Annotated in this window: 16 protein-coding genes; 8 read left to right on the top strand and 8 right to left on the bottom strand. The window is 67.0% G+C overall.

From position 1 onward, the window contains the following. From scpA to KDJ86_RS19300, 4 genes are all read left to right on the top strand, one after another. A partial coding sequence (scpA, locus tag KDJ86_RS19315; protein ID WP_291749666.1) for a methylmalonyl-CoA mutase occupies positions 1 to 1,700 on the top strand: 1,700 nt, incomplete at its 5' end. Positions 1,701 to 1,744: 44 nt separating this feature from the next. Continuing rightward, a complete protein-coding gene (locus KDJ86_RS19310; RefSeq protein WP_291749663.1) occupies positions 1,745 to 2,008 on the top strand; it encodes a type II toxin-antitoxin system Phd/YefM family antitoxin in 264 nt (87 codons plus the stop codon). Further along, complete coding sequence (locus KDJ86_RS19305) at positions 2,005 to 2,394, top strand: type II toxin-antitoxin system VapC family toxin (protein WP_291749661.1); 390 nt, start codon at positions 2,005 to 2,007, stop codon at positions 2,392 to 2,394. Before KDJ86_RS19310 ends, KDJ86_RS19305 begins: the two co-directional genes overlap by 4 nt. A 66-nt stretch (positions 2,395 to 2,460) precedes the next feature. Then, the gene (locus tag KDJ86_RS19300) at positions 2,461 to 3,810 is read left to right on the top strand and encodes a TIGR03808 family TAT-translocated repetitive protein (protein WP_291749659.1); all 1,350 of its coding nucleotides are present in this window, start codon (positions 2,461 to 2,463) and stop codon (positions 3,808 to 3,810) included. A gap of 8 nt (positions 3,811 to 3,818) precedes the next feature. On the opposite strand, the gene KDJ86_RS19295 is transcribed toward KDJ86_RS19300, so the two are convergent. After that, positions 3,819 to 5,003 carry an aminotransferase gene (locus tag KDJ86_RS19295; RefSeq protein ID WP_291749657.1) on the bottom strand — a complete coding sequence of 395 codons (1,185 nt, stop codon included), beginning with the start codon at positions 5,001 to 5,003 and terminating at the stop codon, positions 3,819 to 3,821. 211 nt (positions 5,004 to 5,214) lie between these two features. Between KDJ86_RS19295 and KDJ86_RS19290 the strand changes: the two genes are divergently transcribed. Continuing rightward, on the top strand, positions 5,215 to 5,799 hold the full coding sequence (locus tag KDJ86_RS19290; protein ID WP_291749654.1) for a fasciclin domain-containing protein: 585 nt from the start codon (positions 5,215 to 5,217) through the stop codon (positions 5,797 to 5,799). A gap of 100 nt (positions 5,800 to 5,899) precedes the next feature. Here KDJ86_RS19290 and KDJ86_RS19285 read toward each other — a convergent pair whose 3' ends face one another. Both KDJ86_RS19285 and KDJ86_RS19280 read right to left on the bottom strand, forming a co-directional pair. Then, positions 5,900 to 6,607, bottom strand: a complete 708-nt coding sequence (locus KDJ86_RS19285) for an anti-sigma factor (RefSeq protein ID WP_291749651.1) — start codon at positions 6,605 to 6,607, stop codon at positions 5,900 to 5,902. After that, positions 6,597 to 7,403, bottom strand: a complete 807-nt coding sequence (locus KDJ86_RS19280; RefSeq protein WP_291749648.1) for a sigma-70 family RNA polymerase sigma factor — start codon at positions 7,401 to 7,403, stop codon at positions 6,597 to 6,599. Before KDJ86_RS19280 ends, KDJ86_RS19285 begins: the two co-directional genes overlap by 11 nt. Before the next feature lie 41 nt (positions 7,404 to 7,444). Between KDJ86_RS19280 and KDJ86_RS19275 the strand changes: the two genes are divergently transcribed. The 3 genes from KDJ86_RS19275 (at position 7,445) to KDJ86_RS19265 (ending at position 13,658) form a co-directional block, all read left to right on the top strand. Then, positions 7,445 to 8,542, top strand: coding sequence for an efflux RND transporter periplasmic adaptor subunit (locus KDJ86_RS19275; RefSeq protein WP_291749646.1), 1,098 nt, complete (start codon positions 7,445 to 7,447; stop codon positions 8,540 to 8,542). 6 nt (positions 8,543 to 8,548) lie between these two features. After that, entirely contained in the window at positions 8,549 to 11,854 is a 3,306-nt protein-coding gene (locus tag KDJ86_RS19270; RefSeq protein WP_291749643.1) for an efflux RND transporter permease subunit, read from the top strand. 181 nt (positions 11,855 to 12,035) lie between these two features. Then, positions 12,036 to 13,658 (top strand): tyrosinase family protein, encoded by a 1,623-nt coding sequence (locus KDJ86_RS19265; protein WP_291749641.1) that lies wholly within the window; start codon positions 12,036 to 12,038, stop codon positions 13,656 to 13,658. Between the two features lie 16 nt (positions 13,659 to 13,674). Here KDJ86_RS19265 and KDJ86_RS19260 read toward each other — a convergent pair whose 3' ends face one another. The 5 genes from KDJ86_RS19260 to KDJ86_RS19240 all read right to left on the bottom strand — a co-directional run. Further along, positions 13,675 to 14,718 carry an ABC transporter permease gene (locus KDJ86_RS19260; protein ID WP_291749638.1) on the bottom strand — a complete coding sequence of 348 codons (1,044 nt, stop codon included), beginning with the start codon at positions 14,716 to 14,718 and terminating at the stop codon, positions 13,675 to 13,677. Between the two features lie 14 nt (positions 14,719 to 14,732). Then, the gene (locus KDJ86_RS19255; protein WP_521085319.1) at positions 14,733 to 16,274 is read right to left on the bottom strand and encodes a sugar ABC transporter ATP-binding protein; all 1,542 of its coding nucleotides are present in this window, start codon (positions 16,272 to 16,274) and stop codon (positions 14,733 to 14,735) included. 87 nt (positions 16,275 to 16,361) lie between these two features. Further along, complete coding sequence (locus tag KDJ86_RS19250) at positions 16,362 to 17,318, bottom strand: sugar-binding protein (protein WP_291749633.1); 957 nt, start codon at positions 17,316 to 17,318, stop codon at positions 16,362 to 16,364. Positions 17,319 to 17,969: 651 nt separating this feature from the next. Continuing rightward, entirely contained in the window at positions 17,970 to 21,146 is a 3,177-nt protein-coding gene (locus tag KDJ86_RS19245) for an efflux RND transporter permease subunit (RefSeq protein WP_291749630.1), read from the bottom strand. 7 nt (positions 21,147 to 21,153) lie between these two features. Next, a partial coding sequence (locus KDJ86_RS19240) for an efflux RND transporter periplasmic adaptor subunit (protein WP_291749628.1) occupies positions 21,154 to 22,249 on the bottom strand: 1,096 nt, incomplete at its 5' end.

Raw genomic sequence — 22,249 nt, 5'->3', positions numbered from 1 at the left:
CGCTCTACGTCGTCGCTGCCGAGGAACAGGGCGTCGCCCAGGCGGACCTCACCGGGACCATCCAGAACGACATCCTTAAGGAATTCATGGTCCGCAACACCTTCATCTACCCGCCGCAGCCATCCATGCGGCTGGTCGCGGACGTGATGGCCTATACCGCGGAGCATATGCCGCGTTTCAACCCGATCTCGGTCTCCGGCTACCACATGCAGGAGGCCGGAGCGACGGCCGACCTCGAGCTCGCCTACACCCTCGCCGACGGCCTCGAATACATCCAGGCGGTTCGTGATCGCGGCCTCGATGTCGATGCCTTCGCGCCGCGCATCTCCTTCTTCTTCGGCATCGGCATGAATTTCTTCATGGAGGTGGCGAAGCTCCGCGCGGCGCGCCTCCTCTGGGCGCGGCTGGTCAGGGAGCGCTTCGCCCCCGCCGATCCGCGCTCGCTGACGCTCAGGGCGCATTGCCAGACCTCCGGCTGGTCGCTGGCCGCCCGCGACGTCTTCAACAACGTCACCCGCACCGCGATCGAGGCGATGGCGGCGACGCAAGGCCATACCCAGTCGCTCCACACCAACGCCCTCGACGAGGCGCTGGCATTGCCGACGGACTTCTCGGCCCGCATCGCCCGCAACACCCAGCTCTACCTCCAGAAGGAATCCGGCACGACCCGGATCATCGATCCCTGGGGCGGCTCCTATTACGTCGAGTCCCTGACCCGCGATCTCATCGCCAGCGCCCTCGACCACATTGCCGAGGTCGACCGGCTCGGCGGCATGGCCAAGGCGATCGAGGCCGGCGTGCCGAAGCGGCGCATCGAGGACGCGGCGGCCCGTACCCAGGCGCGCATCGATTCCGGCCGCCAGGTGGTCGTCGGGGTCAACCGCTTCCAGCCCGACGACGAGCCGCCGCTGGAGCTCCTGAAAGTCGACAATTCGGCCGTGCTCGCCGCCCAGGTCGACAAGCTGAAGCGCCTGCGCTCGACACGCGACGAGGCCGCCTGCGCCGCCGCGCTCGACGCGATCACCGCCGCGGCGCGGTCCGGCGAAGGCAACCTCCTCGCCCTCGCCATCGAGGCCGCGCGGGCACGGGCGACCGTCGGCGAGATGAGCAGCGCGATGGAGGCAGCCTTTGGCCGCTTCCGGCCCGACGCCAGGGTGGCCGCGGGCGTCTATGCTTCCGAAGCCGGCGACTATGATGCGGTTACGGCGGCGCGACGCGTCGCGGCGCGCTTCGCCGAGCATGACGGCCGCCCGCCGCGCATCCTTGTCGCCAAGATCGGCCAGGACGGGCACGATCGCGGCCAGAAGGTCATCGCCTCGGCCTTCACCGACCTCGGCTTCGACGTCGTGCTCGGGCCCCTCTTCCAGTCTCCCGAGGAGGCGGCGACCCTCGCCATCGACAACGACGTCCACATGATCGGCGTGTCGACCCTCGCGGCAGGCCATCTCGTCACCGTCCCTGCCCTGAAGCGGGCGCTCGAAGCCGCCGGCCGGCCCGACATCATGGTCGTCGTCGGCGGCGTCATCCCGCCCCAGGACTACGAAGCCCTGCGGGATGCCGGCGCCTCGGCCATCTTCCCGCCCGGCACCCCGGTCGCGGAATCGGCGGTCGCCCTCGTCGACGCCCTCAACCAGCGCCTCGGCTACGAGCCTTCGACGCTGCGCAATTTCCCCGCCGGCGGGCTGGACTCGGCGGGATAGGCGCCCCATATACCAACTGGTTGTCTAGTTGGTTGGATAGGCGCATGACCGTCACCGTTGGTGCATTCGAAGCCAAGACCAAGCTCTCCGAGCTGCTCGATCGCGTCGAGAATGGCGAGGAGATCGTCATCACCCGCCGCGGCAAGCCGGTCGCGCGGCTGACGATGCCGGCCGCAGTCGACAGACAGGCCATCGATGTCGAAGGGCTGTTGGCGATCTCGGACCGGTTTCTCGAGACCCTCGACGAGCCTTTCAGTTCCGCGGACATCAACGACGTGCTCTACGACGAAGACGGCCTGCCCAAGTGATCGTCGACACGTCGGCCGTGATGGCGATCCTTCTCAAGGAAGATGACGCCCGGATCTATCTCGAAGCGCTGAAGAATGCACCGGCGAGGCGCATGTCGGGGGTCAGCCGGGTCGAGCTGACGATCGTCGCCGCCCGCAAGGCGAACCCCGTTGCGGAGCGACTCGTGGAGACGTTCCTCCACGAGGCCCGGATTACGGTGGTCCCGATCAGCCTTGACCAGATCACGGCGGCGCAGGCCGCGCACCTGACCTTCGGCAGGGGACGTCATCCGGCGAAACTGAACCTCGGCGACTGCTTCGCCTATGCGCTGGCCAAGGAGACCGGCGAGCCGCTGCTCTTCAAGGGCGGCGACTTCGCTTTGACCGACGTCGTCCCGGCGCTCTGAACCGTCCCGTTGTGGCACATCCGGCGCGGCACGATCCTTGATCCATGGCGGGCCAAAGGAGCCGATATGGACAGACGCAGCTTTCTCTCGGGCGCCATCACCGTCGCGGCGCTTGCCCCGGCCGGCGCCGACGCCGCCGAACCGCCCGCCTTGCGCGGGGCGGTCGATGCGCGGGCGCGCGGCCTGACGCCCGACATCCCGAGCAACCAGGGCCGCCTCCTCCAGGCGATCCTCCAGGAGGCAGCCGCCGAGAACCGTCCGGTCTTCCTGCCTCCCGGCAGCTATGCGGTTTCCAATATCGTCCTGCCGTCGAACACCCGGCTGCTCGGCATCGCCGGAGCGACCCGCCTGATCTTCGCCGGTGACGGACACATGATCAACGCCGAAGGCGCCGCTCTGGTCACGCTCGACGGCCTTGTCATCGACGGCGCCGGCCTGCCGCTTGCCGACTATGTCGAGGGCGTCGTCCACCTCGTCGATTGCGGAACCGTGCGGGTTCGCGACTGCGACGTGACGGCGAGCGCGAAGAACGGCCTGGCGCTCGACCGCTGCGGCGGCCGGGTCGAGGCCAACCGCATTATCGATGCGAAGCTTGCCGCAATCCGCGCCATCGAGTCGACGGGGCTGACACTTGCCGGCAACGACGTCGCCGATTGCGGCAACGGCGGCGTCCTCGTCTGGCGCTGGTCGGAGGGCGAGGACGGGACCATCGTCACCGGCAACCGCATCGCCCGGATCGGCGCCGCGGATGGCGGCACCGGCGAGAACGGCAACGGCATCAACGTCTTCCGCGCCCACGGCGTCATCGTCGCCAGCAACCATATCAGCGACTGCGCCTTCACCGCGGTCCGCGCCAACGCCGCCGACAATGTCCAGATCACCGGCAATACCTGCCTGCGGTCCGGCGAGGTCGCCGTCTTCTCCGAATTCGGCTTCAGTGGCGCGCTGATCGCCAACAACATCATCGAGACGGCGGCGACCGGCATCAGCGTCGCCAATTTCGACGCCGGCGGCCGGATGGCGGTGGTCGCCAACAACATCGTCCGCGACCTTGTCGACGAGGGGCCCTACCCGGCCGACGAGCAGGGCTTCGGCGTCGGCATTTCGGTCGAGGCCGACGTCACGGTCAGCGGCAATGTCATCGACGGCGCGCCGCGCTTCGGCCTGGTCCTCGGCTGGGGGCCGTATCTCCGCGACGTCGCGGCGACGGGCAACGTCATCCGCGACGCGCCGGTCGGCATCGCCGTCAGCGTCGTCGAGGGCGCCGGCGCGGTGCTTATCAACGACAACCTGATCTCCGGCGCCGGTCAGGGAGCGATCGTCGGCATGCGCTGGGCGGAGCGCGCCTCGGGCGACCTCGCGCTGTCGGGCGCCGAGGAATTCCCCCACGTCACCATCGCCCGCAACCGCGCCTGACGCGCCGGTCAGGCGTCCGGGTCCTCGCCGCGCCGCTCGACCCAGCGCGCCAGCCGCTCCAGCGCCTCGTCGATCATCGTGTCCCGCTTCGAGAAGCAGAGGCGGATGAAGTTCCGCGGCGCGTCCGACTGGTAGAAGGCCGAAACCGGCACCGCCGTCACCCCCGCCTCGAAGGTCAGCGTCTCGCAGATCGCCGTGTCGGCGGCATCGAGGCCGAGGGGGCCGGTATCCACGGTCAGGAAATAGGTGCCGGCGCAGGGGACGATACCGAGGCCGGTGCCGGCAACGCCCTCCGCCAGCCGGTCGCGTTTCGCCTGGAGGTCGCCAGCCAGGGACTCGTAATAGTCGTCGTCCTTGCCGAGCCCGTAGGCGACCGCCTTCTGCAGGCCGGGCGGCGTCGTGAAGGTCGTGTACTGGTGCGCCTTGGTCACCGGGTCGAGCAGGTTTGGCGCGGCCGTGACATAGCCGACCTTCCACCCGGTCAGCGAGAAGGTCTTGCCGGCGGAGCCGATGCGGATCGTCCGCTCCCGCATGCCCGGCAGGGTGATCAGCGGGATGTGCTCCCGCCCGTCGAAAACGATGTGCTCGTAGACCTCGTCACAGATCGCATAGGCATCGTGCGCGACGACGAGCTCGGCGATCGTCGCCAGCTCTTCCCGGTCGAAGACCTTGGCCGCCGGGTTCATCGGGTTGTTGAGGACGATCGCCTTGGTCTTCGGGCCGAAGGCCGCGGCAAGCGCTTCCCTGTCGAGCCGCCAGTCCGGCGGCGTCACCCGGACGAATTTCGGCGTCGCGCCCGCCCGGCGGAGCAGCGGCAGGTAGCAGTCGTAGAGCGGCTCGATCAGCACCACCTCGTCGCCCGGCTCGATCAGCGCCGCCATGCAGTCGGACAGCGCCTCCGTCGCGCCGGAGGTCACCAGCACCTCGGTCCGCCAATCTACGTCGAGGTCGTAGAAGCGCTTGTTCGCCTCGGCGACGGCGGACCGGAGCTCCGGCACGCCCATCATCGGCGGATACTGGTTGCGGCCACCCGACAGGATGTCCTCGGCCGCGAAGCGGCGGATATCCTCCGGTCCGTCGACATCTGGAAAGCCCTGGCCGAGGTTGATCGCGCCATTCTCCTTGGCGAGCCGCGACATCACCTCGAAGATGCTCGTCTCAAGCCCCGTGTAGACAGGATTGGTGGATTTCATAGGCCCCCCGGCTGCTCCCCTGACGCCGCCGATCCTAGCAGAAGCGCGCCCCCGGCTCAGTCAAAACCGTCGCCGCCGAGAGGACGTGCCGTCTTCACGCTCTCGTGATCGAAAACGGCGCATCGCCCGAAACTTCACGCGCGCCCCCTCCGTAGCTGTCCCTGACCTCCCGGAGAGGGGCGTCAGCAACAGTCAACAGGAGAGACAAACGATGACCAGCACCATCCGCAGCCTGCTTCGTGCCACCGCCGTTGCCGCGGTTGTCGGTGTCGGGGGCTCCTATGCAGCCATCCCGGCGGCCGCCGAAATGACCGTCGAGGTCGGCGGGGCGCCGATGTATCCGTCGAAGACCATCATCGAGAACGCGGTCAATTCGAAAGACCACACCACCCTGGTCGCGGCGGTCAAGGCCGCCGGCCTCGTCGAGACGCTCCAGGGCGATGGTCCCTTCACCGTCTTCGCACCGACCAACGCGGCCTTCGACAAGCTGCCCGACGGCACGATCGAGATGCTGCTCGAGCCCGGCAGCAAGGACACCCTCGTCAAGATCCTGACCTGCCACGTGGTCGCCGCGGATGCGATGTCCGACGCGATCATGGGCATGATCGAGGACGACGGCGGCATGCATCAGGTCAAGACCCTCGGCGGCTGCTTGCTCGACGCCAGGATGGACGGCGGCAGCCTCACCCTGACCGACGAGAACGGCAACGTCGCCACGGTCACCATAGCCGACGTCAAGCAGTCCAACGGTGTCATTCACGTCATCGACACGGTGCTTCTGCCGAAGATGGGTTGACGTCGCCCCCCGTCTCACGTGGAAGAGGACGGCCCGCTCCGGCGGGCCGTCTGCTTTTGTCAACCTCTCGCCTGAGGATAAGGCGCTCGAACCGAGCCGATCACTCCGCCGGGACGAGCTGCCCGCTGAACACGACAGGCCCGGTGGCGACGCCGGTCGGCGAACCGCCTTTCGGCTCGAGGCTGATCGCCAGCGTCAGCCCCTCGGGAGCATGATCGAGGGCCCGCGAAAGGTTGGCGCCGTCGTCGAAGACGCCGAGCGAGACCGGCTGCGCGTCCGGTTCGACCGCCCACAGCTCGTAGCTCTTGTCCTCCGGCGGCGCTGGAACGACCTGGCGCACCGATATCGTCCCTTTCTCGACATTGACGGTCGCCACGAAGGCCGGCGAGGCGCCTTCCGACGTGAGGATGGCGACGAATTCCGATTGCTGCGCCGAGGGCGGCCGAACCTGCTCGACCACCACGACGGCCGCCAGTACCGCCGCGGCGGCGCCCGCGACAAGCGCGGTCAGGCGCCAGCGCCCCACCTCGCGGCGAAGGGCGACGACGTTTCCGCCGTCGGACGCCGGTGCCGGTGCCGCCGCGGCGCCGATGCGCGCGTCGATCGCCTCGAAGACCGAGGCGGGCAGCGGCAGGTCTCCCGCCGAATCGGCCAGCGGCTGGAGGCGCTTTTCCCAATCCGAGACCAGACGCCTGAAATCCGCATCGGCGGCATAGCGCGCCTCCGCGGCGCCCCGCTCGTCCGCGGAAAGCGTGCCGAGCACGTATTCGCCCGCCAGGGCGTCCAGTTCATCGCGATCAGGGGCCATCGCCGAGGCACTCCCTCAACGCCATCAGGCTTCGCCGCAGGATCGTCTTGATGGTTGCCACCGGTCGGTCGAAGCGGGCGGCGAGCTCATCCCTGCTCCAGCCATGGCAATAGGCGAGGATCACCATGCCGCGTCGGTCGGTTTCGAGGCTCTCGAGGCAACGCGCCAGGCCGCTGCCCGCCGCGAGCCGCTCGGCGCCCGCCGACGGATCGGCGATCGTCTCTGCGATTGCCGGATCGGCCGACGCCGCCGACACGCGCTCGGCGCCCCGCCGGGTCATGTCGATGGCGGCGTGCCGCGCGATCGTCGCCATCCAGGCGATCGGCGAGGCGATGGACGCATCGAAATCGCCGGCCCGGCGCCAGATCCTGACAAAGGCTTCCTGCACCGCGTCCTCCGCAGCTGCATCGCTCTGCAAGATACGTCGGGTGACCGCATGGAGTTTCGCCCCGCTCCTCTCATAGAGCATCCTGAAAGCGCCGCGATCGCCCCTGGCGACGGCTGTCAGCAAATCCACCAGTTCCTTCTGGGCTTCGCTCACGCAGCGGCCTGCCGTTCCCGTCGTCGGCTCCGCCCGGTCTGGCGGTTGGCCTTGGCTGGGGCGAGTTTCACCTTTGGCCGGCTCGAATGCAAACTGTGCCTCCGGCGCAACAACAGACGATTGATGTGCCCTTTCCGGCTCATGCCGTACATTTCCCGCAATTCTACTGACAAGGTTGGTAGGATATTTCGCCGTTGTTTGTTCAATTCCCGCACGGCAGTCGCTATATCCACGCAATTGAATTTCGCGCGGCAAGACCTTCTGGGTGAATTGTCACTTATTCCGGGTGGAAAGCGATGGCGTCCATGTTCAAGCCGAGCCGGATCATTTCCGTGCTCCTCGTCGCGGGTGCGGCCGCCTGGATTCTCTCCGGCGACTTGAATCCCGCCGTCGAGGAGCCGACGGCCGAGCCGCCGCCCACGGTGGTCGAGGAACCGCAGGAGGTCGCCACGCGCGTCAGCGTCGTGACCGCGACGCCGGAGGATCATCAGCGGCAGATCACCCTCTCCTGCACCACCGAGGCCGACCACCAGTCGGTCGCGGTCGCGCGGGGGGCCGGCGTGATCATCGCGCTCAATGTCGAACGCGGGAGCAAGGTGAGGTCCAGCGACGTCATCGCCGAGATTTCCGATGAAGGGCGCGAGGCCGCCGTCAAGCAGGCCAAGGCCCTGCTCGAGCAGCGCCGGGCCGAATACGAGGCCCGAAAGAAGCTGATCGACAAGGGCAATGCGCCGAAGAACGATCTTCCCGCCCTCGAGGCGGCGGTTGCGGCGGCGGAGGCCGCGCTTGCCAACGCCGAGGCGGAAGCCGACCGCTCCAAGATCCGCTCGCCCATCGATGGCGTTGTCAACAGCGTGCCGGTTCAGGTCGGCCAGGCGATCCAGGCCGGCACCACCATCGCCGAGGTGATCGACCCCGATCCCATGCTGGCGGTCGGCGCGGTGAGCGAGCGCGAACGCGGCCAGCTGGCGGTCGGGCAGAGCGCCTCGGTCCGCTTCATCGACGGCCTCACGGTGGACGGAAAGGTGTCCTACCTCGGTCTCAGCGCCGACGACGCGACCCGCACCTACCCCGTCGAAGCGCATATGGCCAATCGCGATTCCCGGATCCCCGACGGCGTAAGCTGCGAGTTGACGGTCGATACCAAGCCGGTTCCGGCCGCTTCCGTGCCACGCTCCGCCCTCGTCTTCTCCGACAAGGGAGAGCTTGGCATCCGCATCGCCGATGACGAAAGCCGGGTCCGCTTCGTACCGGTCTCGATCGTCGATGACGGCCGCGAGGACGTATGGGTCACCGGGATCGACGGCACCACCCGGGTGATCGTCGTCGGCCAGGAATTCGTCAAGGACGGCGACCTGGTCGAGCCCGTCTCCGAAGTCGCCGCCGTGGAGTAGGCCGGCATGAGACGCATCGTCGACTACGCCATCGAGCATGCGCGGCTGACGCTCGCGATCCTCATCCTGCTGCTGCTAGCCGGCGCCAACGCCTATACCAACATTCCCAAGGAGGCGGAGCCGGACATCGCGATTCCGATCATCTACGTGAGCCTGTCGCAGCAGGGCATCTCACCGGAGGACGCGGAGCGGCTGCTTGTCCGACCGATGGAAAGCCAGCTCAAGGATGTCTCCAACGTAAAGGAGATGCGCGCGGCGGCATTCGAGGGTGGCGGCTATGTGCTGCTGGAATTCGAAGCGGGCTTCGATTCCGATATCGCGCTTCAGGATATCCGCGCCAAGGTCGAGGACGCCAAGGCGGAACTGCCGGCCGACGCCGACGAACCGCGCGTCGAGGAAGTCAATCTCAGCGAACAGCCGGTGGTGCTGGTCAGCCTCGCCGGCAACCTGTCGGAGCGCACCCTCAACCGCATCGCCCACCAGGCCCAGGACGAGCTGGAGCTGATTCCGACGGTCCTTTCGGCCGAGATCAACGGCATCCGCGACGAGGTGATCGAGATCATCGCCGAGCCGATGCTGCTGAGGAGCTACGGCGTGTCGCTGGAGAATTTCGCGCAGCTCATCGCACGCAGCAACGCGCTGGTCGCCGCCGGCGCGCTGGAAGGCGATCAGGGACGATTCGCCGTCAAGGTGCCGGCGCTCATCGAGACGCCGGAGGACGTGCTCGCCATTCCGCTTGCCGCCACCAGCACCGCGGCGGTGACGCTGGGCGACGTGGCGCGGGTGCTGCCGACCTTCAAGGATGCGACATCGATCACCCGTGTCGACGGGCAGCCGGCGCTGGTCATCGCGGTCGCCAAGCGCTCCGGCGCCAATCTCATCGAGACGGTGGATGCGGTCTATGCCGCGATCGACCGGCTGCGGCCCGAGTGGCCGGATGCGCTGGAGGTCCGCTTCCTGCAGGACAAGTCCAAGTTCATTCGCTCGATGCTCTCCGACCTGCAGAACTCGGTGATCACCGCGGTTCTGCTGGTGGCGGTGATCATCCTGTTCACGCTCGGCGTGCGCGCCTCGCTGATGATCGGCATCGCCGTGCCCTTCTCCTTCCTGGTCGGCGTGCTTGGCCTCTACATGGCGGGACTGACGATGAATATCGTCGTCCTGTTCAGCCTGATCCTCGCCGTCGGCATGCTCGTCGACGACGCCATCATCGTCTCGGAATTCGCCGAGCGGCGAATGGGCGAGGGCATGCGGCCGCGCGAAGCCTATGCCTTCGCCGCCGACCGGATGACGGGCCCGGTTGTCGCCGCCACCCTGACGCGGGTTGCCGCCTTCTCGCCGCTCCTGTTCTGGCCCGGCATCGTCGGCGAGTTCATGGGCTACCTGCCGCTGACCCTGATCGCGACGCTGAGTGCCTCGCTGGTGGCGGCGCTGATATTCACGCCGACGCTCGGCGCGCTCATCGGGCGGGCGCAGCAAGTGCATCACGACAGGGCGCCGCGCGAGGGTCCGTACCTCAAGACCGTGCGGCTCGCCGTGCGGCACCCGGGCATGACCATCATCGCAACCCTGATCGTCCTGTTCGGGGTCATCTTCGCCTACGGCAAGTACGGCGCCGGGCAGGAGTTCTTCCCGGATGTCGAGCCCGATGCCGGCCAGGTGCTGGTTCACGCGCGCGGAAACATGTCGCTCGGCGAGAAGGACGCGCTCCTCAAGGAAGTCGAGGACCGCATCCTCGACATGGACGAGCTGTCGACGATCTACACCCGGGTCGGCGACAGCCAGCGCGGCAACGAGAACGTCACCGAGGACGTTATCGGCACCATCGACTTCGAGTTCATCGACTGGCAGGAGCGCCGGCCGGCCGGCGAGGTGATGGACGAGGTGCGCCAGCGCACCGGGGACCTGCCGGGCATCAAGGTGGAGGTGACGGCGCCGAATGCCGGCCCGCCGACCGGCAAGCCGATCCAGGTGCAGCTGTCGGGCAACGTGCCGGAGGCGCTGGAACGCGCCGCCCGCGAGGTCACCGCCCGGCTTGCCGCCTATGACGAGATCCGCGACCTCGATGACGGGCTGCCGCTGCCCGGCATCGACTGGCGGCTCGAGGTCGACAAGGCGGAAGCCGCCCGCTACGGCATCGGCGTCGCCTCGGTCGGCGCGATCGTCCGGCTGGTCACCAACGGCCTTACCGTGACCGACTACCGGCCGCAGACCAGCGATGATCCGGTCGACATCATCGTGCGGATGCCGGAAGACCGCCGAACCCTCAACCAGATCGACTCGCTCCGCATCCAGACGTCCGCCGGCTCTGTTCCGATCAGCAACTTCGTCGAGCGTGTGCCGGCCCAGCAGGTCGGCCTCATCAACCGGGTCGACGGCAAGCGCATCGTCACGGTGACGGCCAACGTCGCCGAAGGCGTGCTCTCCGCCGACGTCCAGCAGCGCATACGCGCCGAGCTGGAGAAGACCGACTTCGGCGGCCTGGTAACCTGGAAGCTTGGCGGCGAGGACGAGGAGAGCGCCGCGGCGCAGGAATTCCTCGGCAACGCCTTCCTGGTCGCGGTGCTGCTGATCTTCCTGATCCTGCTGGCGGTCTTCAACAAGCTGTCGAGCGTTTTCCTGATCCTGTCGGCGATCGTGCTGTCGACGATCGGCGTCATCATCGGCCTTCTGGTGATGGGCCAGCCCTTCGGCATCGTGATGACCGGCATCGGCATCATCGCGCTCGCCGGCGTGGTCACCAACAACAACATCGTGCTGATCGACACCTATGACCGCCTGCGCCGCGAGGGCGTCCCGGTCGAGGAGGCGATCCTGCGTACCGGCCGCGAACGTGCCCGGCCGGTCATGCTCACCGCCGTCACGGCGATCCTCGGCGTGCTGCCGATCGCCTTCGCGGTGACGATCGACTTCCTCAACCGCGAGGTGACGCAGGGCGCGCCCTCGGCGCAGTGGTGGGTCGGCCTGTCGACGGCGATCGTTTTCGGCCTCGGCTTCGCCACCGTCTTGACGCTGGTCGTGACACCGGCATCCCTCGCCTTCCTGGCGCTCGGTTTCCGCGAGGCGATGACGCGAATCTTCGCCATGGTCCCCTACATGGTCTATGGCTGGCTGATCAGCCTGGTTGTCTGGCTGGTATTCGGCGGGAGCTGGAACGCCGGCTGGAAGGCAGCGCGATGGCCGATCGACAAGCTGTTTGCGGGGATCGCCCGGCTGCTGCGTCTTGTCTTCCGTCGCGGCCGGACAGGCGGCGGAGCGTCGTCCGGCGGTGGCTCGCCCGCCCACGCGCGGGGGTCGGATACCGCTCACTGACACGCGGCACCGGGGCCACCTGTCGGTCGGCGTCGCGACCGTAACGCCCTGGTCCCGTACGACCGGATCGGCGGCCGACTTGCGGGAACTGTTCCGCCGACCATGACTTATCTATAATTGCCTTATTCATGTATGCACTCTAAAGTGGATAGATAATGCACTTCGTGTAAAGGAGACGAAAATGCTCTCTCTACGCGTTCTTGCATGTCTGCTTTGTGCCACCGTTCTTATGGGGACGACCGCGTCCCATGGCCAGGAACCGCGCTTCGTCCGGGAAAGTCTTCAAACATTCGTCAAGGATCCGGCGAAACTGACCAGCCTGCTCCGCGGCGTATGGGTCATGAAGAGCCGAAATAGCGCGCCGAAGGACTCGCCTGAATACCGAACCAGCTGGGAATACTGGTCCGCGATTCACGGGTATCCGGGCTCGACCTCACCGTCGGGCACGTTGGCCGCCGTGAAGGCGGGATTGACATCGAGGTTTCCCGACGATGCTCCGCTGTTGGCGGGCTACTTTGCCGGTCTCAAGGACCTCGTTCCCCCGCCCGACCCGCCTGGCCTCGCCGACGGTGTCTGGGCCACGTGCGAGCATTCGACGCCCTTCTTCCTGGCTTGGCACCGTATGTTTCTCTATTACTTCGAACGAGTCCTGAGAGACGCATCGGGCGATCCTGGCTTTGCCCTTCCCTATTGGGACTACACCAACGACAGCGTTGATCCGAGCCAGCCGGCCAATGCACCGGCGCGCATCCCCGTCATCTTTGTCGCTGAACGCCTGAAAACATCGGGCGGCGACATCGACAACCCCCTTTTTGAGCGCAGGCGTACCCCCGGATTCGGTTCGGCCGTCCACCTCGATGTGCTGCAAACGGACGTCGACAGCACGCTCCTGATCGACGATTTCCTCGGATTCCAGAATTCGCTCGACGGAGGCCTTCACGGTTTCATCCACTGTGCCGTCGGGAATCGCTGCCTGGCCCCGTATATCGGCCTGGTACCCTTCTCCGGGAATGATCCGGTGTTCTGGCACCATCATGCGAATATCGACCGCTTGTGGGATTGCTGGATGGTCCTGCACGGAGCCGACAAGCTCCCCCGCGACGTTCCGGCTTGGATGGATAGACAGTTCGAATTCGTCGACGAGCACGGATCGCCGGTCTCGATGCAGGTCTCGGAGCTGTTCGACCCGGATGGTCCGATCGACTACACCTACGATAACATCGACCATTGCCTCCGGGATGAGACCTCCGCACCCAGCGATGGCATCGCTTTCATCAATGACGTGGGCGAAGCAACCACAATGGAAGTGGCAAGTCGCGAGGAAGTCTCCATCAGCGGCACCGACCAGACATTCCTCCTGGCCAACGCCTTCCCCGAAGGCAGCGACGCCTTCCTGTTTGCCGAGCGTCCAAGCATCCTGCAGCCAACCAGGAGCACCCTCCGCCTGGAGGGCGTCCGGATTGAGGGACCTCCCGGATCGACCGTCCAAATCCAGCTCGTCAACGAGGGAAGTTCTCAGCGGGCCTTTGTCGGGGTGCTTAGCTTCTTCGCCGACTTCGACCATGCTCAACACGGAGCAAGCGAGGAAGGGCGCAATTTCGTTTTTGATGTTTCTGCGCAAATTCAGCAGTTGTCGGCCGAACGCGTGACGGGTGGTGGAATTGGCGTTGCGTTCGTAGCCTCAAACGGCGTCGTCGGCGACGCTCCGGGGGTCGATGCCGCCGGATATGAGGCCGCGCAACTGAGAATCCGGAAGATCGCCATCGACGTTACGTCCACGTCCGAGCCGATCGACCTGAAATAAGCGTAGCGCCCGGGTCCTATCCGGCCGCCTCGGCGACCGACTTGCCGGGGCTGTTTTGCCGCCCCTTTCGCGCCGCCGCCCGCTGGCGATGGACCTGGAACTGCTGGTCGGCGATGACGCCGATCAGGATCACCGTACCCATCACCGCGAAGTTCAGCGAGCTGGGGATGCCGAGCAGGTTGACGAGGTTCTGCAGCACCTGGAGCAGCACCGTGCCGAGCACGACGCCGACGATCGATCCCTCGCCGCCGCGCAGCGAGAAGCCGCCGAGCACCGCCGCGGCGATCGCGTAGAGCTCGTAGAAATTGCCGTGTCCCGAGGGCAGGATCGAACGGGTATACATGGCGAAGAAGATCGCCGAGAGCGCCGCCAGCGTCGCCGAGATCACATAGGCGGCGATGATCACCTGTGTCGTGCGGATGCCGGAATAGCGCGCCGCCTCCTCGTTCTTGCCGACCGCGTAGAGGTAGCGGCCGAAGACGGAGCGATGCAGCACGAACCACATGATCACCGCGATCACCAGCATGATGAAGAAGGCATGCGGGATCGGAATGGACTGCACCGTCCCGCCGGTGATCAGCGAGACGATGTCGGTGCGCCCCGTGGTGATCCATTCCAGATCCGGGAAATTGACGCCGAAGGGAAAGCCGGCGGTCGCATCCTTGGTGTAGAAGCGCGCGATGCCGCGATAGATCAGCAACCCGCAGAGCGTCACCACGAAGGGCTGGAGCTTCAGCCTGGTGATCAGCAGCCCGTGCACCAGGCCCATCACGACGCCGAGCCCCAGCACCAGCACCGCGGCAAGCGGCCACCACACCTCGTGGTTGGCGATCAGGTCGATGAAGATCACGCCGAGCAGGGCGATGATCGACCCCACCGAGAGGTCGATGCCGCCGGTGATGATCACGAAGCCCTGGCCGATGGCGAATATGCCGAACAGGCCGACCAGGTTGGCGGTATTGGCGATGTTGATCGGCGAGAGGAACCGCGGGTTGATGATCGCGACCACCGCCCCCACGACGATGATCAGCGTCAGCAGCCCCAGGTCTTTCTTCAGCATTCCCTGCCCCGTTCCTAGATCGACCGTCCGACGGCAAGCCGCAGGATGTTCTCCTCACTGCACTGGGCGCGGTCGAGAGTACCTTGGATATGCCCCTCATGCATCACCGCGACGCGATCGGAGACGCCGATCACCTCCTCCATGTCCGACGAGATCATCAGCACGGCGACGCCGGCGTCCGACAGGGCGCGCATCAGGCGGTAGATCTCCGCCTTCGCGCCGACATCGATGCCGCGGGTCGGCTCGTCGAAGATGATCGCCCGTGGCTGCATCGCCAACCATTTGGCGAGAACCACCTTCTGCTGGTTGCCGCCCGACAGGGCGGAGGTGCGCTGGCCGACGTCGGGCGCGCGGATGTCGAGCTCGACGCGGCTGCGTTCCGCCCGGGCGAACTCGGCATCCCGCGACACCAGCCGCCGGCGCGCATAGGCGTGCAGGTTCGGCAGCGTGATGTTCTGCGCGATCGGGAAGTCGAGCAGCAGGCCGGCGCCCTTGCGGTCTTCCGGGACGAGGAAGACGCCGGCCTCGACGGCGGCCGAGGAGGTCGCGAAATGCACCTCCCTGCCGTCGAGCACGACGCTGCCACTGCCCGCCGCCGGCCGGTCGATACCGAACAGCACGCGGGCGAGTTCCGTGCGGCCCGCGCCGACAAGGCCCGCCAATCCGAGGATTTCCCCGGCGCGGAGGTCGAGGTCGATCTCGTGGTCCGGATAGGTCGAGGTGCGCACCTTCCTGATGGAGAGCACGACCGCGCCATCGGTTCTCGCCGGGGACACGTAGTCGACCTTGAGGTCGCGGCCGACCATCAGGCGCACCATCGTATCGTGGTTGATGTCGTCGCCTTCGAGAGTGCCCACCAGGTTGCCGTCGCGCAGCACGATGACGCGGTCCGAGGCCTGGACGACCTCGTGCAGCCGGTGCGAGATGAAGATGACCGAGATGCCGTGCGCCTTGAGGCCGGCGATCACCTCGAGCAGCTTCTCGGTCTCGGCGATCGGCAGGCTGGAGGTCGGCTCGTCGAGGATGACGAGGCGCGACCGGAGACTGAGCGCCTTGGCGATCTCGACGATCTGCTGCTGGGCAAGCGACAGCCGAGACACCTGCGTCCCCGGCGAGAAGGTCGCGCCGAGCCGGTCGAGCAGCGGCTGGACGGCCTTGTGGAGCTTGTCGTCGTCGACCAGCTTCAGAAAGCCGAGCTTCCTGGGCTCCCGTCCCATATAGACATTGGCGGCGACGTCGAGATTGTCGAACAGGTTGAGTTCCTGATGGACGAAGGCGATGCCGGCCGCCATCGACTGCGCGACGGACAGTGACGGGTGCGCCACCCCGTCGATCGTGATCGTGCCGTGGTCGGGCTCGATCACGCCGCCGAGGATCTTCATCAGGGTCGACTTGCCGGCGCCGTTTTCGCCGACCAGGCCGATCACCTCGCCCGGCCGCACCTCCATGCTGAAGTCGGCCAGCGCCAGGACTCCGGGGTAGGTCTTGCGGAGGCCCGACAGCCTGAGAAAGGGCTCGGCGGAGGCCGATGCCCCGGCGGCAGCGGTTGCGGACATGGTCATTGCGGCAAGTATCTCACCGGTGCCGGTATGTCGGCAATGCCCGCGGCCGGAGCGAACCGGCCGCGGGCGTCGAGGACGTTGCTAGCCGCCGGAAAGCTTCTTCTTGAAGTCTTCCTCGAACTGCTTGACGTTGTCCTGGGTGAGGGTCAGGCCCTCGATGATCATGATCCCGTCAGCCGGGATCTTCGACTTGTCGCCGTTCAGGTAGTCGGCGATCAGATGGGCGCCCTGGTAGCCCCATTCGTAGGGCTGCTGCACCACCGTGCCGGCGAAGGACCCCTCGGCGACGGCGCCGAGCGTGATCGGATTCTCGTCGAAGGCGACGACCGTGATCTCGCCGAGCTTGCCGGCGTCACGCAGCGCCTCGTACATCCGCGGCGGATTGTAGGAATAGAAGCCGACCATGCAGTTGACTTCCGGATTGGCGACGAGCACGTCGTCGACATTGGCGCGGGCGCGGGTCTGGTCGATGTCGTCACCGCGGACGTCGATCAGCTCCAGCCCGGTGCCGGCGACGGCCTCGTTATAGCCGTTGATGCGCTCCTTGGCATTGTCGGCGCCGGGAAGGCCGACGAAGCCCATGCACTTGCCGTCCTTGCCTTCCATCGCCTTCTTCATCAGCTCGCCGGCCATCTTGCCGAGCTGGGTGTTGGACGAGCCAATATAGGCGATGCGGTCCGACTGGGTCGCATCGGAGTCGAAGGTGAAGAACGGGATCTGGGCGGCGACGCTGTTGATGGCGTCGGTCGAGGTCGGCGGATCGACGACCGACACGGCGATCGCATCGATGCCGGCGGCGACCAGGTCGTCCATCATCCGGCGCTGCACGGCGGCGTCCGCGCGCTCGGGATATTTGAACTGCAGGTCGAAGTCCGGCAGCTCCGTCTGGGCCTTGGCGACGGCCGCTTCCATGATCTTCCAGAAGTCCGAAGGACCGTTCACGACGAACGCGATCGTCTTCTTGTCCTGGGCAAAGGCAGCACTGGATGCAGCGAGGGTCAGGGCGGCCGCAAGCCCCGTAATCATCATACGCTTCATCTACTTTCCTCCCGATTTCCTTTAGGTGCCATTCGCCGGCCACAGTCCTCCCTGCAGCCGGAAATGCGCCATTCACGCTATATAAACAGCGCAGTTCACGCAATGCCTGTTTTTCCTGGGCCGGCTTTTCGCCCCTGGCGGGCGGCTGTCCGATCTGCCGTCCGCCGGCACCACGCAAGCCCGAAAGGCCTCTTTTGTCTTATGATTTACGCATATCAGAGGATCGAAGCATGTCGACGCGCCTGCCGCGCACGTCGCCGCGGCGCCCGTCCGGCCCCGATCCAAACCGCTGGCAATCGCCCGGGAATCACGCTTAAGATATCGTTACTGCCAACGAAGCCACGGGGCATGGTCGGCAGGCCGCCAGCTACGTCGAGATAATCGGCACCCATGGGAGGCGGCAACACAGGCAGACCCGCGCTCGCGAAGCAAGCGAGATGTCATGGTCTCGAGGGGAGAGGTCGAAACCTCGTCCGCGGACGTCCGGTGGAGCGATGCGATTCCCGTTTTTTTGCGGCGTATCGTTCGGACCGGAGCAGGATCGAGCGAGTGCAAAGCGCCGGTAGACCTCTCCCCGGCCTGCCTTTCATCCCCGGCGACAATACAGGCGAGCACCCGGCCGGCTGGCGATCGCGACGTTGGGCGCCGGCGTCATTCCGCCGGCGCGCGGGCGCCCGCCTCGCCGAGCTCTTCCGGGGTCGGCGTCATGCCGCGCGGCTTGGTTTCCGCTTCCTGCAATTCGCGCTCCAGCCGCTTCTGCTCGGTGATGCGCGGCCTCGAGAAGCCGGCCAGCAGGCTGAAGACCACCGGCGTCAGGAACAGGGTCGCCAGCGTCGCGAAGCCGAGGCCGCCGACGATGATCCAGCCGAGCGCCTGGCGCGCCTCGGCGCCGGCCCCGGTCGTCAGCAGCAGCGGCAGCCCGCTCAGCACCGTCGAGATCATGGTCATCACCACCGGCCTGAGGCGGATCAGCGAGGCGTTGTAGATCGCGTCGCGCACCGACTGGCCCTGGTCGCGGAGCTGGTTGGCGAATTCGACGATCAGGATGCCGTTCTTCGACATCAGCCCGACCAGCAGCACGAGGCCGATCTGGCTGTAGATGTTCAGCGATCCGCCGGTCAGCAGGATGGCAAAGACCGCGGCCGCCAGGCCGAAGGGCACCGTCGCGATCAGGATCAGGGCGCTTATGAAGCTCTCGAACTGGGCGGCCAGCACCAGCAGCACGATGACGAGGGCGAAGACGAAGGTCTGCGCGACGCCGGAGGAAGCGCGGTCGAGCTCGCGCGCCTCGCCGGAGAAGAGGATGCTCATCCCCGGCGGCAGTTCGGCATCGGCGATCTCGCCGAGACGGGTCATCGCCTGGCGGAGATCGACGCCCTCGGCGAGGGTCGCGGTCATCGGCACGGCCCGGCGCTGGTCCTGGCGCTGGAGGTTGGGCGCCACGGCCGACTCGCCGAAGGTCACCAGCGAAGCGAGCGGCACCATCTTGCCGCTCGACGAACGGAGCTGGATCCGGTCGAGGCCGGACGGGTCCTGGATCATGCCCTCCGGCGCCTGGAGGCGAATCTCGATCGGGTCGTCCCCAATATAGAAGTTGCCGAGGTCGCGGCCGTCGAGCAGCGCCTGGACGACGGAGGAGATGTTCTGGATCGAAATGCCGAGGTCGGAGGCGCGCTCGCGATCGATGTTGATCGAGAGCTGCGGCTGGGTGGTGTCGTAGTCGAGCCTGACGCTGCCGAAGGCAGGATCGTCGCTCATCGCGGTCAGCAGCCGGTCGGCGGCGGCCGCGATCTCGGCATAGTCGTTGCCGGCGACGGCGAAGCGCAGCCCCTGCCCGCCGCCCCGGATACCGAGGCTGTTGGGCGAATAGGCAAAGACCTGGATGCCGGGGATGCGGCCAAGACGCGCGTTGAGATCGGCGGTGATCTCCTGCTGGCTCCGTTGCCTTTCGTCCCATGGCGCGAGCGACACGAACATGAAGCCGCCACCGCCGAAGCCCCGCGCGCGGGCGAAGATGTTGTTCACTTCGCCGCTTTCGATGAAAGGCTGGACCACTTCCTCGGCCGCCCGTATCTGCTCGGCGGTATAGTCGACCGTGGCACCCTGCGGCGCCCGAACCGCGATCGGGATGAAGCCGCGGTCCTCGCTCGGCGTTAGCTGCGTCGGTATCTGGCTGAAGGCGAAGGCGGCGGCGCCGGCGAAGAGCAGCGCCGCGACCACGACCACGATCGGCGCATCGAGACAGGCCCGGAGCAGGCGCGCATAGAGCCGCTCCGCGCCCCGGCCGACCGCGCTCACCCCGCGTCCGATATAGGTTGCGGGCGGGCGAACCTCGCCGCCGATCCAGCGCGACGCGAGCATCGGGACAAGCGTCAGCGCGATCACCGATGAGAGCAGCACCGCGAAGGCGAGCACGAATCCGAATTCGGAAAAGAGCCGCCCCGCCGTGCCGGGAAAGAAGGAGATCGGGATGAACACCGCGGCAAGCGTCACGGTGGTCGAGATCACCGCGAAGAAGACCTGCTTGGTGCCGATCACCGCCGCGGCGCGCGGCCCGAGGCCGAGGTGGCGCTGCCTCGATATGTTCTCGACGACGACGATCGCGTCGTCGACCACCATGCCGGTCGCCAGCACGAGGGCGAGCAGGGTCAGGATGTTGATCGAGAACCCGGCGAGGTAGATCGCGCCGACCGTGCCGACAAGCGCGATCGGCACGGTGATCGCCGGGATGAAGGTAATCCGCACCGAACGCAGGAAGACGTAGATGACGCCGACGACGATCGCCGTCGCCATCAGCAGCGTGAAGATCACCTCGTCGATGGCGCCGCGGATGAAGGTCGCGTCATCGGAGGTGATGGTCAGCGACACGTCGTCGGGGAGCGACACCTGAAGCTCGGCGACCGCCTCGCGCACCCGCGAGGAGATGTCGAGCGTGTTGGAGGAAGCCTGCCGGACCAGCGCCATGCCGACGCCGGTCATCCCGTTCATCCTCAGCGCGGTATTCTCGTCGGCCCGCCCGAAGACGACGTCGGCGACGTCCCTCACCCGCGTCGTGTCGTTGACCCGCACCGCGCCGATCTCCTCGGCCGATTTGGCGCTGGCGTCGGCGCGCACCAGCAGCGTCTGGGTCGCGTCCGACACCCGGCCGGCCGGCGCATCGAGCGAGATGTCGGACAGTGCGGCCATCAGGTCGCCGGCGGCGAGCCCGCGCGCGGCCATGGCGTCCGGATCGACGACGATCCGGATCATCTGTTCGCGGTCGCCATAGACATTGACGTCGGCGACCCCCTCGATCGCGGCGAGCCGGTCGACGACGACGTCGTTGACGATCTTGGTCAATTCGTCGATCGGCCGGTGGGTGGAGGTGACCGACAGGCGCATGATCGCGTCGGAATCGGCGTCGGCCTTGATGATCACCGGGGCGTCGGCATCGTCCGGCAGGCTTCGCAGGCTGCCGATCGCATCGCGCAGGTCGTTGGCGGCGACGTTGAGGTCCGTCGATTCCGAGAACTCGATGGTGATGCGGCTCTCGCCGGCGCTGCTGCTCGAGGAGATCGAATCGACACCCGGCGTGCGGGCCACCGCGCCCTCGACCACCGCGGTGATCTCCTTGTCGATCGTCTCCGGCGTCGCGCCGTCATAATTGGTCCGGATGGTGATCACCGGCCGGTCGATATTCGGCAACTCGCGAACCTCGACGCCGAGGATCGCCGCCAGGCCGGCGACCAGGATCAGCAGATTGAGGACGATGGCGAGCACCGGCCGCCGCACGAATAGCGACGCGAACCCGGCCGTCCCACCCGACAGGCTGGCACTGGTGTCGCTCATCCGACGGTCAGCTCCCGCGCTCGGCCGCCGCCGCCGCGCCGGCCTCGGCCGCGGGACGGCCGGACACGCCGGGCGCCTCGTCTTCGGCCGGCGGCCCGGCCTCGTTGTCGCCGACCTTCTCGACCGTGACTCCGTTACGGAGCCGCAGCACGCCCTCGACCACCACCTCGTCCCCCTCGGCGAGGTCGCCGGCGATCGATACCGCGCCGCTCCGCCGCGAGACGATCTGCACCGGCAGACGTTTCACCTTGTCGCCGTCGAGGGCCCAGACGAAGGAGCCCTCGCGATCCCACTGGATCGCCAGCGACGGGACCGAGGGACGCTTCACGCCGGGGATCGAGAAGGAAATGCTCAGTGCCATTCCCGGCCTCAGGGCGGCCGCCTCGTTGGGCAGCGTCGCCTCGACCTTCAGGGTCCGGGTGGTCGGATCGACCATGTTGTCGATCGTGCTCAGCTTGCCGGTGATCGTCGTGCCCGGCAACGCCGGCGTCGTCGCGGTCACCTCCTGTCCGACGGCGACCTGGCCGACCGCGCGCTCGGGAACGGCGAAGGAGACCGTCACCGAGGACATGTCGGCGATGGTCGCGATCTTGGTCGAGGAATTGACCAGGTCGCCGACCGCGATGTCGGCGAGGCCGATGACACCGTCGAAGGGCGCGCTGATCGTCCGTTTCGCCAGCTCGATCTCGGCGCTGCGGAGATCGATGGCGGCCTTCCGTTCCGCGGTCTTCGCATCCGACAGGGTGACCGCGGTCACGTTTCCGGTCTTCGACAGGCGCTCGGCCCGATCGACCGCCTCCTTGGCCGACTGCAGCGTCAGCGTCGCAAGCTCGACGGCGATCTGCTGGTCGTCGTCATTGAGGTGGACGAGCTCGGCGCCGGCGCCGACCCTGGCGCCCGGGGTGAAGGCCACGTCGGTGACGACACCCGTCACCTGCGGGTAGAGGTCGACCTCGCGGGCCGCCTCGGCGGTGCCGATCGCGCGGATGTCGGTGCCGGTCGCGACGAAGTCGACCGGCGCCGTCACCACGCGGGCCGCGCCGCCGAAGCCGGGCCTGCCGCCTCCGGGCCGCCCGCCACCGGGCGGTCCGGAGGCCTGCTCG

The sequence above is a fragment of the Bauldia sp. genome (genome assembly GCF_020442045.1).
Lineage (GTDB): Bacteria > Pseudomonadota > Alphaproteobacteria > Rhizobiales > Kaistiaceae > Bauldia.
Note: the sequence above shows the minus strand (reverse complement) of the source record. Positions and strands in the feature narration are given on the sequence as shown.

Excerpts from the sequence above, each read along its gene's own strand:
- KDJ86_RS19310 (WP_291749663.1), top strand. The coding sequence starts at position 1,745 with ATGACCGTCACCGTTGGTGCATTCGAAGCCAAGACCAAGCTCTCCGAG.
- KDJ86_RS19300 (WP_291749659.1), top strand. The coding sequence starts at position 2,461 with ATGGACAGACGCAGCTTTCTCTCGGGCGCCATCACCGTCGCGGCGCTT.
- KDJ86_RS19295 (WP_291749657.1), bottom strand. The coding sequence starts at position 5,003 with ATGAAATCCACCAATCCTGTCTACACGGGGCTTGAGACGAGCATCTTC.
- KDJ86_RS19290 (WP_291749654.1), top strand. The coding sequence starts at position 5,215 with ATGACCAGCACCATCCGCAGCCTGCTTCGTGCCACCGCCGTTGCCGCG.
- KDJ86_RS19285 (WP_291749651.1), bottom strand. The coding sequence starts at position 6,607 with ATGGCCCCTGATCGCGATGAACTGGACGCCCTGGCGGGCGAATACGTG.
- KDJ86_RS19275 (WP_291749646.1), top strand. The coding sequence starts at position 7,445 with ATGGCGTCCATGTTCAAGCCGAGCCGGATCATTTCCGTGCTCCTCGTC.
- KDJ86_RS19270 (WP_291749643.1), top strand. The coding sequence starts at position 8,549 with ATGAGACGCATCGTCGACTACGCCATCGAGCATGCGCGGCTGACGCTC.
- KDJ86_RS19265 (WP_291749641.1), top strand. The coding sequence starts at position 12,036 with ATGCTCTCTCTACGCGTTCTTGCATGTCTGCTTTGTGCCACCGTTCTT.
- KDJ86_RS19260 (WP_291749638.1), bottom strand. The coding sequence starts at position 14,718 with ATGCTGAAGAAAGACCTGGGGCTGCTGACGCTGATCATCGTCGTGGGG.
- KDJ86_RS19255 (WP_521085319.1), bottom strand. The coding sequence starts at position 16,274 with ATGTCCGCAACCGCTGCCGCCGGGGCATCGGCCTCCGCCGAGCCCTTT.
- KDJ86_RS19250 (WP_291749633.1), bottom strand. The coding sequence starts at position 17,318 with ATGAAGCGTATGATGATTACGGGGCTTGCGGCCGCCCTGACCCTCGCT.
- KDJ86_RS19245 (WP_291749630.1), bottom strand. The coding sequence starts at position 21,146 with ATGAGCGACACCAGTGCCAGCCTGTCGGGTGGGACGGCCGGGTTCGCG.